Genomic DNA, 11,809 nt, shown 5'->3' on the forward strand with positions numbered 1-11,809 from the left:
GTTAGTCCTGCACACCATGACGATTATTTTACAGAATATTCATAAGTCCTACGGCAAACGGACGGTTGTTAATCGGGTGAATATCAGTGTCTCTCAAGGGGAAATTGTGGGATTACTCGGCCCCAATGGGGCAGGGAAAACCACCTCCTTTTATATTGCAGCCGGGTTAATTAAACCCAACGAGGGGACAGTTTGGCTCAATAATCGAGATATTACCTCTTTAACCTTAGACGAGCGATCGCATCTAGGCATTGGCTATCTCACCCAACAACCCAGCATCTTCCGTAACCTCAGCGTCCGAGATAACATTCAACTGGTTCTCGAACAGAGCAAAATTCCCCCCGCCAAGCGTCCCCAACGCCTAGAACAACTGATTAATGAATTCCGACTCCATAAAGTCCGTCGCACCCGTGGCCAGCAAATTTCCGGGGGCGAACGACGACGCACCGAAATTGCCAGAGCCTTAGCCACCGGGTATGATGGGCCAGATTTCCTGTTACTCGACGAACCCTTTGCAGGAATTGATCCCATTGCCGTCTCCGAAATTCAAGATTTAGTGGGAAAATTGCGCGATCGCCACATGGGCATCCTGATCACCGACCACAACGTCCGAGAAACCCTCGCCATCACAGATCGAGCATACATCATGCGAGACGGCGAAATTCTCGCCTCTGGCACAGCCGAAGAACTCTACAACAACACCCTAGTCAGACAATATTATTTAGGGGACAATTTTGAACTGTAAATTATAGTTAAGAATTAAGAATTAGGGAATTGCACCAATCCCCCATCACCACTCACCACTCACCACTCACCAATGCTTAATCGCTTTCAACTCTCCGTAATGGATCGCTATATTATGGCGGAAATCTTGCCCCCCTTTCTCTTTGGGATGGGAATGTTTTCCTCCTTGGGGATTGCCGTAGGGATTCTTTTTGATCTGATTCGGAAAATTACCGAGCTAGGGCTTCCCGTCGAAGTTGCCCTACAAGTTGCCCTCCTCAGTGTGCCACAATTTATTCTCTATGCCTTCCCCATGTCCATGTTATTAGCCACCCTCATGGCCTATGGGCAACTTTCCGGCAACAGTGAATTAATTGCCATGCGAAGTGTAGGAGTCAGTGTTTATCGTTTAGTCATCCCCGCCATCATCCTCAGTCTGATCATTTCCGGCATCACCTTTATTTTCAACGATTACATCGTCCCCACCGCCAACTATCAGGCTGCCATCTCCCTCGAAACCGCCCTAGAAGGAGAGCAACGCACCTTTCAACAAAACAACATCATGTACCCCGAATACACCAGCATCACCGACGAAAACGGCAACCGACGGAAAGTTCTCAGCCGCCTCTTTTATGCCGAAACCTTCGACGGCAAAAACATGAAAAATCTCACCGTTTTAGATCGCTCCCAAAATCAACTCGAACAAATTATCACCGCCCAATCCGCCTCTTGGAATATTCGAGAAAATAAATGGGACTTCTTCAACGGCATCATGTACCTCCTCGGCAATGATGGCTCATTCCGCAACGTCATGCGCTTTGATCACCAAAAACTACAACTTCCCAAAGCTCCCCTTGATCTCGCCAATCGAGTTAGAGACAATACCGAAATGAGTATTGCCCAATCCAAGCAACAACTCGAACTCTACCGCTTGGCCAACGATGAAAAAGCCGCCCGCAAACTCGAAGTCCGCATCCAACAAAAAATCGCCCTCCCCTTCGCTTGTCTCGTCTTTGGCCTCGTCGGGGCTGCCCTAGGAACTCGCCCCCAAAACGCCAACCGGGCCACCAGTTTCGGGATCAGTGTCTTAATTATCTTCTCCTACTACACCCTATACACCATCACCGGACAAATGGGGGTTTCGGGAACATTACCCCCCCTCGTTGCCGCTTGGATCACCAATGTCTTAGGACTCGGAATTGGTGGATTCTTATTAACACGCTCTGCCAGTTAAGGAATCCGCTACACTAGAAGTAAAGCAATTCTGTTTCTCAGGCTCACCTACTATGTCTGATCCTTCTGTTTCCCCCCACGAACACCATCATCCCGAACATAACGCTGAGGAGAAAACCCCTTTTTATCAGCAACCTGTGGTCATCGGGTCTATTGTTTTTGGTGGTCTTTTTGGGATTGCCCTTTGGGCTTATTCCCAAAATACCCAATGGTTAGAGGACACCCAAGAAAACGCACAGATTGAACAAGTATTAGCTGCTAACCCAGAATTATCCAGGGAAGACCTAGAAGCAGATGTACAGGCAGGAGACTTGAGTTTTTGGTTGAGAAACGATACTACCGATAATTTAACCCCCTTACCTCCTCCCAATCAGGAGCAGGATGAGCGTCCCAGTCTGTTGGATGAGTACATGAAACAACAGGAAAAAGAGCGACAACAGGCGCAAAAGAATAATCAAAATCAAGCAGCCCCTGATCCTCTCCTAAATTTGCCTAACCCTCTCCTTTTGAATAATGTAGCGAATAACGAGGACTCCTCCACCCAAGGCGAGAAACAAAATACACGCCCCCCTTCAGCGTTAGAAATGTTCCTCAATTCTAACGCCTCTCAAACCGCCAATACGCAGGCGAACCCCTTAACTCAAGCCTTAGATCGCTTGTCCCGTCCTGCGGAAGAAACGGCAGACGGTAACGCGGCGGCAGAAACAGACAATCCCAATTCTCAAACCGCCACCGGAGAAGCTAATTCCTCACCCTTGTCTGAGAATGGGGAGAATGGTTTAGGTTTAGACAATAATAATGGGCAAAATCCCGCCAACGCGCTCCAACCGGGGATGGCGACCACCCAACCCACCAATCCCTACGGCAGAATTACTCCGCAAACCGGCCAACAAACCCCCAATTCGGGTTATTCTTCTTTAACCCCCACTCCCAATTCTCGCCGCTATCCCAATGCAGTGACGACTCCTACCCCAATGGTGACACCGACTGATCCTCGACGGCCTACGGTGAGTCCACGTTTCCAACGTCCGAGCACCAATCCTTATGAGAATTCTAGTTTAGACAATAATAATCTGACTCAGCCCAACTATTCCCGTCGTCAGGGTGCAACCCAACGGACAACAGGGGGCAGCACTCAACCCCGTAATTCCCAAAGTCTCCCCCGCATGGGCAATGGGCAAATTAATACGTTTTCTGATCCCTTGGGAGCGGGGAATTAGTTGATAGTTGATAGGTAATGGATAGCAGTCAGTTCAGGAGTGAAACAGTTTGGCCAGAGTCCGAGTCCGTCAGCACGTTAACCCCCTCAGTCAGAAATATCAAGACCCCATCCCCCTTCCCAACTGGGAGGGGGTCTTCGCCAACCCCCAAAACCCGTTATTTGTCGATATTGGTTGTGCGCGGGGTCGGTTTGTGTTGGGAATGGCCCAAGAATGGCCGGAGATGAATTTTTTGGGGGTGGAAATTCGAGAACCCCTGGTGATAGAAGCGAATGAAAAACGCGATCGCAAGGGACTCTCCAATCTCCATTATGTCTTCAGTAATATTAATGTCGATTTACCCTGCTTATTGGCCTCTCTCCCCCCCAGAGTCTTACACACCATTGCGGTACAATTCCCTGATCCCTGGTTTAAAAAACGCCACGCTAAACGTCGTATTGTCCAACCGGAGTTAGTGGACGCAGTAGCCAAATATTTACCCTCTGGGGGACAAGTCTTCTTACAGTCAGATATAGAGTTTGTTGCAGTGGAAATGCGCGATCGCTTCCTAGCCCATCCCCAGTTTACCCCCCAACACCCCACCCTCTGGCTCACCGAAAACCCCTTCCCCGTCATCACAGAACGAGAACGGGCCACCCAAAACAAAGGTGAACCCGTTTATCGCTGTTTATTAGTTTTCGGAAAAAACGAAGATCACCGATAATGATCAACGTCTGGTTTAAAAACCCTGATTTTAGGGGGTTAGAGAAACAAGAGATTGGCTAAAATAGCCTGAAACCCGGTTTCTATCGTAGAAAGTCGCACATCCCGTTATCCACTATCCACTATCCACTATCCCACAGGTTCTTCAACCGCCGAAGGGGGAACAGACTCATCCGTGTTGACCTTAGTTTCGTCTAACTTCAGCGTCAAATAGCGGATGATCTCCTCACTCAAACGCATCATCCGTTCAACCGGCTTAACTTGATTTCCTTCCCCTTGATAATTAACCTGAACATAAACACCTTCTTGGTGTCCGTCAATAGGGTAAGCCAGTCGCCGTTTCCCCATGACTTGAATTTGAACATCCGTCGCACCTTGGTCTTTCAACAAGTCACGATATTGGTTAATCACTTCCGTTGTGCGGTCTTCCGATAAATCCGGACGCACAATGTACATCATTTCGTAGCTACGAATGCGGGTCATATCTCGATTTTCTCCTTTTGGACACAATGGCTTCCGCGTGAGCGGCGAATTTTAGCGAAAATTTAAGCCGTCTCAACTCCAATCCGGGAAGCAAGGATTTACAATTTTACTACGATTTTGACTCACTTATCATTATCAAACCGTTCTGGTTTAAAATTTTGAAGTTTACCCTTTCCCTGAGCTTTCTTAGACAACCTTTAACTATTTGGCAATAGGTATTATGGCGCAACGCTATGTCCGAGTCACCGACACCCAAGGACAAACGTATTATGGCTTACTCGAACCAAACCGCAATGTGCGGGTATTGGATGCTCCGCCTTGGTTAGGTGGCCAACCGACTGATTTAGTGCTAGAAGTGGAAAATTATCGGCTTCTTGCTCCCTGCGCTCCCTCAAAAATTGTGGCCGTGGGGAAAAATTATGCGGATCATGCGGCGGAAATGGGAACACCTGTTCCGGAAGAACCGTTACTGTTTTTAAAGCCGTCCACTGCTGTGATCGCCCATCATCAACCCATTTATTATCCCATGCAATCGGAACAGGTGGAATATGAGGGAGAATTAGCCATTGTTGTAGGAGAGCGCACCCGCAATTGTCCCTCCGAACAAGCCTCTAGTAAAATTTGGGGCTATACCATCGCCAATGATGTCACAGCAAGGGATTTACAGCGCAAGGACGGGCAATGGACGAGAGCCAAGGGGTTTGATACCTTTTGCCCTCTCGGCCCCTGGATTGTCCGGGAAATTAGCATAGGAGCGCATTTACAAACCTTTATCAATGACGAGTCCACCCCCCGTCAGTCTGTGTCAACCGAGCAAATGGTGTTTAAACCCCATGTGCTGGTGTCTTATATTTCGCAAATTATGACCCTATTACCAGGGGATGTCATTCTCACGGGAACACCTCAAGGGGTGGGGCCTTTAGAACGAGGGGATCAAGTGCGCGTGGAAATTGAAGGCATTGGTAAGTTAGAAAATACCGTCGTTCTCTCTCCCTAGAATAACTCACCCGTTAAGGGAGTTGAGAATGGGCCGCCTCGGAAATAAAGGGGATATCTGCGTATAACCCCCGGAAACATTGAATAATCGCAAAAATTGAGGCTGCCATTGTCCCGATGAACAGTAACACAAACACTCCTTGCAGAACAAGCTGTAACGCTCCAACAAAGAGCATTCGTCCGATTAAGTCCAATACTAAATTACAGAGAAATAGGAAAATGGACATTAACAACCCTTGAAGGGTGTTAAAGCGTAAAAAACGGGGTAAGTCGTCATTGCGGACAACGGCCACAAAGAGAACAATGAATAAAATTAACTCAACACTTAAAAAGCCCCCTAGCCGCATCGTATAGAAGGGTAAAATGGCATAGAGTGGGGACAGTAAGAGACGTAACGGGGGAAACAGGGAAAACAGTATAAACCCTGCGGGAATGGAACTGATCACCAGTAAAATATCTAGCATCGGCATTAGATAGGGAAGGGCCCCTAAAATGCGATCGCGCAATGTCGTATCACCCCGCCAAACCATACCAATAACTCCTTCTTTGTTCTTTGTTCTTTGTTCTTTGTTCTTCGTTGCGATCCGACTTACTGCTTTGTGTCCTTTCTTTTCCCAATAACTGGTGTGCCTTTGTGGTTCACCAATTGTTCATTCCCTAACCCTCAATATACGCCACCTGAAAGCCCATCTGACATTGATACAACTTGGGAAAACGCGCTTGTACTTGGGTTAAAGACTTAGGACAAACTCGTTTATCCGCCGCCTGCATCGCTAAACCACAGCCTAAGCCATTTTTTCTCCATCGAGGTAAACCTTCTTGGTTGGCAAAAAGGCAACCCTGACAAACTTGCTTAGGGGAAAGAACCTGTTCATCGGTCAAAATGACTAACATGACTCCCCTTCGACCTTAGTCAACTCGCTACTATTTGTTATTGTAATGTAGCGTTGCATACAAATCGTCAGTTTCGCTACACACCTTAACATAAGGATAAACAGAGGAGTCGGGGGGCAAAGGGAAAGAATTTCACCGCACCCAAAACCAGATTTCTCCTCCTTGCGGGGGAAAACAGAGGTATGATAAAAAACTCAGGCTGAATGATTGGTTTAGCCCTAAGTTGCTCATATCATCCTACATCCTATGACTAAAACAAACCTAGACTTTTTGGTGGAAAACGATCCGGAAGTGGCAGAGATGATAGACCGGGAACTCCACCGTCAACGGGAACACCTCGAACTCATTGCCAGCGAAAACTTCACCTCTCCGGCGGTTTTAGAAGCCCAAGGATCGGTATTAACCAACAAATATGCCGAAGGTCTCCCCAATAAACGCTATTACGGAGGCTGTGAATTCATTGACCAAATTGAACAATTAGCCATTGATCGGGCCAAAGAATTATTTGGTGCGGCCATGGCCAATGTGCAACCCCATTCCGGGGCCCAAGCCAACTTTGCGGTCTTCCTCACCCTCTTAAACCCAGGGGACACCATTATGGGAATGGACTTATCCCACGGAGGTCACTTAACCCACGGGTCTCCGGTGAATGTGTCCGGGAAATGGTTTAATGTGGTTCACTACGGCGTTAGTAAAGAAACCGAAACCCTCGACTACGACCAAATTTTAGAACAAGCTCGGCGGGAAAAACCCAAGTTAATCATTTGCGGATATTCGGCTTATCCTCGAACCATTGACTTTGCGAAATTCCGGGAAATTGCTGATGATGTGGGGGCTTATCTCTTGGCGGATATTGCCCACATTGCGGGATTAGTGGCCAGTGGCCATCACCCCAACCCCGTCCCTTACTGTGATGTCGTCACCACCACCACCCATAAAACCCTACGGGGGCCCCGTGGTGGTTTAATCCTTTGTCGGGATGAAAAATTAGGGAAAAAATTAAATAAATCCGTTTTCCCTGGGACTCAAGGCGGCCCCTTAGAACACGTAATTGCGGGGAAAGCGGTGGCTTTTGGAGAAGCTCTAGCACCAGAATTTAAAGCCTATTCTGGCCAAGTGATTGCCAATGCCCAAGCCTTAGCCAAAGGTTTAACGGACCGAGGCTTTAAGATTGTGTCTGGGGGAACAGACAATCACTTAATGTTGGTGGATTTACAATCCATTGGCATGACCGGGAAAGAAGCCGATAAGTTGGTGAGTACCGTCAATATTACCGCCAATAAAAACACCGTTCCCTTTGACCCCGAATCCCCCTTTGTCACCAGTGGCTTACGTTTAGGGTCTCCTGCTGTAACCACTCGCGGGATGGGAGAGGGTGAATTTACCGAGATTGCCAATATTATTGCCGATCGCCTCTTAAATCCCAACGATGAAGCCACCACCCAAAATTGTCGTCAACGGGTGGCCCAGTTATGCGATCGCTTCCCCCTCTATCCCCATTTACGCCTGCCTATTCCGGCCATAGCGTAAACCACAGCAGAGGGAAAACCCACACCTGATCCCCTACAGGGGAGGGGGCGGTACTCCCTCTCATCGGGGGAGTTAGGACGCAACGCGAAGACCATAGCCCCGCAGGGGGCTTTTCTACCGCCTTTGACCGTCAGCATTCCCCCTACAATTGGCCAATTTTGGGGGATCATCCTGAACGTGAAGGGCGAAAGTAGTGTACACTTTGACCGATCCCATTAGGTTTTACAATCCAGATGCCTCTCCATCTGTATCATCTGATTGCCTTCCTCGTTTCTGCGATTGTTGTCCTATGGAGTACACCTGTCGTGAAAACGATTGGTTTGCGGAGTGGTCACGTTGACCGCCCCAATGAGCGCAAAGTTCATCAACAGCCGATTGTTCGCTTGGGAGGAGTATCCATTTTCGCCGGAACTTTAGCCGCCTTGCTCATTGTCTGGGCATTGGGCGGTTTTACTGGCCTATCCCTAGAAGACCGAGGAGATATTGTTGGGGTTGCCCTCGGCAGTGTTTGTTTTTTCTGTATTGGACTGGCGGATGATTTATTTAGTCTCAGTCCCTTTTCTCGCCTCCTCATGCAAGGCGGTATTGCAACCCTGGCTTGGGGGTTGGGAGTCCGGATTGATTTTCTCTCAGTCCCCTTTGATGGCTTAATTCAGGTGGGAGTCTTGAGTCTCCCCATTACCATTGTTTGGTTAGTAGGGATGGCCAATGCAATTAACTGGATTGATGGGTTGGATGGCTTGGCCGCCGGAGTCTCTGGCATTGCGGCGGTGGTTATGCTCATTACAACCCTTTTTATGGAACAACCCGCCGCCGCTTTAATGGCAGCCGCGTTAGCCGGAGGGGCTTTAGGCTTCTTGCGATATAACTTTAACCCGGCACAAATTTTTATGGGGGATGGGGGGGCTTATTTTATGGGCTTTACTTTGGCTGGAGTGGGGGTCATTGGCTTAGTGAAAACCACTGCCGTCACATCTGTTTTATTACCTTATCTTATTTTGGCCGTTCCCATTGTGGATATGTCCGCCGTGATTATTTCCCGTATCTGTCAAGGGAAATCGCCCTTTTTTGCCGATAAACGCCATCTCCACCACCGTTTACTCAATGCGGGCATTTCTCAACGTCTCACGGTGCTATTTATCTACTCATTAACCCTTTGGGTGGGGAGTTTAGCTTTGGCGTTTTCGGGGTTTCCCAGTGGGGAAGCCTACGCCATGGGGGCGACCATGTTGTTAGCCTATGTGGGGTGGCAGGTTTGGCGGAAAACAAAGCTCAGACAATAACTTAACCGATGTTGCAACAAAACCAGCAAGTTTCATGAGTGCGGAAATTATTTGTGTTGGCACAGAATTATTGTTAGGGGATATTCTCAACAGTAATGCTCAGTATTTAGGGACGGAGTTGGCCGGGTTGGGGATTCCTCACTATTATCAAACGGTGGTGGGGGATAATCCGAAACGTCTTCAACAGGTGATTGAGGTGGCCATGGCTCGATCTTCTCTCCTCATTTTTACTGGGGGGTTGGGGCCGACTCCCGATGATTTGACGACGGAAACCATTGCCCATTTTTTCCAAACCCCTCTGGTGGAACATCCGGCGATTTTACAGGATATTAGCGAAAAGTTTAGTCAACGTCGCCGCCAGATGACCCCGAATAATCGCAAGCAAGCTCTACTCCCCCAAGGGGCGGAGGTTCTCCCCAATAAGCGGGGGACGGCACCGGGGATGATCTGGCAACCCCAAGGGAATTTAACGATTTTGACCTTTCCTGGTGTGCCGTCGGAGTTACGGCAAATGTGGCAAGATACGGCTGTGCCGTTTCTGAAAAGCCAAGGATGGGGGAAGCAGGTGATTTATAGTCGCTTGTTGCGTTTTTGGGGGATTGGGGAGTCGGAGTTGGCCACGAAGGTGAGTCAGTTTTTTACGTCGGCTAATCCGACGGTGGCCCCTTATGCGTCCCATGGGGAGGTGCGGTTGCGTCTCTCGGCTTGTGCGCCGTCTCAGGAGGAGGCTATGGCGTTGATTGAGCCGATCAGTGAGCAAATTCAAGAGATTGCGGGGTATGACTATTATGGGGCGGATGAGGAGAGTTTAGCGTCGGTGGTGGGAGAGTTACTTCTACAAGAAGGGGAAACGTTGTCGGTGGCGGAGTCTTGTACGGGGGGCGGGTTAGGGGCGATGCTGACCCGGATTCCGGGGAGTTCGGCTTATTTTTCGGGGGGGATTATTGCTTATGCTAATGGGGTGAAGATGAAGCTGTTGGGGGTGAGTCGAGAAACTCTTTCTCAGTTGGGGGCGGTGAGTGAACCTGTGGCTAAACAGATGGCCTTGGGGGTGAAAGATGCGCTCCAGACGGACTGGAGTTTGAGTATTACGGGGGTTGCGGGCCCGGGTGGGGGGACTCCTCAAAAACCCGTGGGATTGGTCTATATGGGCTTGGCAGCCCCCGATGGGACGGTGGATATTTTTGAGTATCGGTTTGGGGTAGAGCGCGATCGCGCCACCATCCGCACCCGTAGTTCCTGCCACGCCCTAGATCGGTTACGTCGTAAGTTGTTGCATCGGACTATGGGTAATGGGTAATGGGTAATGGGTAATTGGTTGTTTGTGAACAAGGGAACAGGGAATCGGGAATCGGGAATCGGGAATCGGGAATCGGGAATCGGGAATCGGGAATAATATATATTTTTTTGTTTTCCCTATCTTCCCTATCTTCCCCATCTCCTCCATCTCCCCCATCTCCCTTAACAAAAACTTGTCACTAATGGGTGATGGGTTGCAATATGATTGAAAAGTAATATAAAAATAGAGTTATAGTAACTAGGGAAGATTATAATGACCTTTCAGAAAATCCTCGTCCCCTTAGACCGTTCCGCCAATACCGAGATGGTATTTGAGAAAGCCTTAGCCCTAGCTAAAGAGAACCACAGTAGTCTCCTCTTATTACATAGCTTGGATTGGGATTTTGGTGGACATTTAGCGACATTCAATGAAATTGAAGCCGATGTTGACCTCTCTGGAGGGTTTACCCAATCATTAGAGGAAAAAGTTCAAGAAGAGTTACAGGACTTTCGGACTTGGTTAAAACCTTATCACCAAAAAGCCCTAGAGGCCGGTCTAGAAGCGGAAATGCAGTGTAAAATCGGCCACCCTGGCCCCCTCATTCGAGAGTTGGCCAAAACCTGGGGGGCAGATTTAATTGTTATGGGTCGTAGAGGCCGGAGTGGACTCACAGAGGTATTATTGGGCAGTGTCAGTAATTACGTTCTCCACCATGTCCATTGTTCCGTCTGTGTGATTCAAGATTAATGGCTGGCTTCTAAGAGACTCGGCTCAGTCTCAAAATCCGTTGTGCTATCCTAGAAGGGAAAGCAAGTATAGAGTCGGCATTGAATTAAACAACGTTCTGGAGTCTTTAGTTCAGTTTACGGAGAATTCAAGCTCGGTGATAGCTTTACATCGACTCCTGCGGGGAATCGCTTTCTTGCTGAATGTAAACTGCGATTTACCAAAAATAATGGGTCTAAAGCCTCGCCCTTTTAGGGCGACTTGATGCTACAATGTTTTTGAGTACCGTAGGGCATATGGGAACTTGGGCTATAAACCCGAACGCGGGACTGAGATTCGACCTCTACTTTAGTTGGAGCAATCCTGCTAGGGCAAGTTGGGTCTATGAATGAAGAATCCACGTCCTTCTAGGGTGTGGAGTGTCAAAAAATGTTTAGTTTTATTAGGGAATGATCCCTGTGCCGAACGCTCGCTAGAATAGAAGTAGGTCTTAGAGGAGCATTCTGTTCAATGGACTATCTAGAGAAGGTTTTGGAAAAACTCAAAGACTGGGCTCGTCGCTTGATCGAAGTTTTACTGGGCCCCGAAGGAGAATCTGAACCTGAACTTATTCCCATTCCTGTGGAAGAACCTGATCGTGGAAGAACCTAATCGTGGAAGAACCTAATCGTGGAGGAACCTAATCGTGGAGGAACCTAATCGTGGAGGAACCTAATCGTGGAGGAACCTAATCGTGGAGG

Annotated in this window: 12 protein-coding genes; 9 read left to right on the top strand and 3 right to left on the bottom strand. The window is 48.4% G+C overall.

The window, feature by feature from the left end; translation table 11 throughout:
• Positions 1-16: 16 nt before the first annotated feature.
• The 4 genes from lptB to trmB all read left to right on the top strand — a co-directional run bounded on the left by lptB (position 17) and on the right by trmB (position 3,879).
• Entirely contained in the window at positions 17-745 is a 729-nt protein-coding gene (lptB, locus tag PN462_RS18745) for an LPS export ABC transporter ATP-binding protein (protein ID WP_272130354.1), read from the top strand.
• Positions 746-817: 72 nt separating this feature from the next.
• The gene (locus PN462_RS18750) at positions 818-1,957 is read left to right on the top strand and encodes an LptF/LptG family permease (RefSeq protein WP_272130355.1); all 1,140 of its coding nucleotides are present in this window, start codon (positions 818-820) and stop codon (positions 1,955-1,957) included.
• 52 nt (positions 1,958-2,009) lie between these two features.
• The gene (locus PN462_RS18755; protein WP_272130356.1) at positions 2,010-3,176 is read left to right on the top strand and encodes a hypothetical protein; all 1,167 of its coding nucleotides are present in this window, start codon (positions 2,010-2,012) and stop codon (positions 3,174-3,176) included.
• A gap of 49 nt (positions 3,177-3,225) precedes the next feature.
• Positions 3,226-3,879 carry a tRNA (guanosine(46)-N7)-methyltransferase TrmB gene (gene trmB / locus PN462_RS18760; protein WP_272130357.1) on the top strand — a complete coding sequence of 218 codons (654 nt, stop codon included), beginning with the start codon at positions 3,226-3,228 and terminating at the stop codon, positions 3,877-3,879.
• 128 nt (positions 3,880-4,007) lie between these two features.
• On the opposite strand, the gene rpsF is transcribed toward trmB, so the two are convergent.
• Positions 4,008-4,361: a 30S ribosomal protein S6 gene (gene rpsF / locus PN462_RS18765; RefSeq protein ID WP_272130358.1), complete on the bottom strand. Its 354-nt coding sequence runs from the start codon at positions 4,359-4,361 to the stop codon at positions 4,008-4,010.
• A gap of 220 nt (positions 4,362-4,581) precedes the next feature.
• On the opposite strand from rpsF, the gene PN462_RS18770 reads away from it, so the two are divergent.
• Entirely contained in the window at positions 4,582-5,358 is a 777-nt protein-coding gene (locus PN462_RS18770) for a fumarylacetoacetate hydrolase family protein (RefSeq protein WP_272130359.1), read from the top strand.
• Positions 5,359-5,371: 13 nt separating this feature from the next.
• Here the strand turns inward: PN462_RS18770 and PN462_RS18775 are convergent, their stop codons facing one another.
• A complete protein-coding gene (locus PN462_RS18775; protein WP_272130360.1) occupies positions 5,372-5,887 on the bottom strand; it encodes a Tic20 family protein in 516 nt (171 codons plus the stop codon).
• A gap of 127 nt (positions 5,888-6,014) precedes the next feature.
• Positions 6,015-6,251: a hypothetical protein gene (locus PN462_RS18780; RefSeq protein ID WP_272130361.1), complete on the bottom strand. Its 237-nt coding sequence runs from the start codon at positions 6,249-6,251 to the stop codon at positions 6,015-6,017.
• Between the two features lie 246 nt (positions 6,252-6,497).
• Between PN462_RS18780 and glyA the strand changes: the two genes are divergently transcribed.
• The 4 genes from glyA to PN462_RS18800 all read left to right on the top strand — a co-directional run bounded on the left by glyA (position 6,498) and on the right by PN462_RS18800 (position 11,090).
• Positions 6,498-7,781 carry a serine hydroxymethyltransferase gene (gene glyA / locus PN462_RS18785; RefSeq protein ID WP_272130362.1) on the top strand — a complete coding sequence of 428 codons (1,284 nt, stop codon included), beginning with the start codon at positions 6,498-6,500 and terminating at the stop codon, positions 7,779-7,781.
• Between the two features lie 233 nt (positions 7,782-8,014).
• On the top strand, positions 8,015-9,064 hold the full coding sequence (locus tag PN462_RS18790; RefSeq protein WP_272130363.1) for a glycosyltransferase family 4 protein: 1,050 nt from the start codon (positions 8,015-8,017) through the stop codon (positions 9,062-9,064).
• A gap of 34 nt (positions 9,065-9,098) precedes the next feature.
• On the top strand, positions 9,099-10,364 hold the full coding sequence (locus PN462_RS18795; RefSeq protein WP_272130364.1) for a competence/damage-inducible protein A: 1,266 nt from the start codon (positions 9,099-9,101) through the stop codon (positions 10,362-10,364).
• Positions 10,365-10,616: 252 nt separating this feature from the next.
• Positions 10,617-11,090, top strand: coding sequence for a universal stress protein (locus tag PN462_RS18800; RefSeq protein WP_272130365.1), 474 nt, complete (start codon positions 10,617-10,619; stop codon positions 11,088-11,090).
• Positions 11,091-11,809: the final 719 nt, after the last annotated feature.

Origin of the sequence: Spirulina sp. CS-785/01 (assembly GCF_028330525.1) — a bacterium.
Taxonomy (GTDB): domain Bacteria; phylum Cyanobacteriota; class Cyanobacteriia; order Cyanobacteriales; family Spirulinaceae; genus JAQMSD01.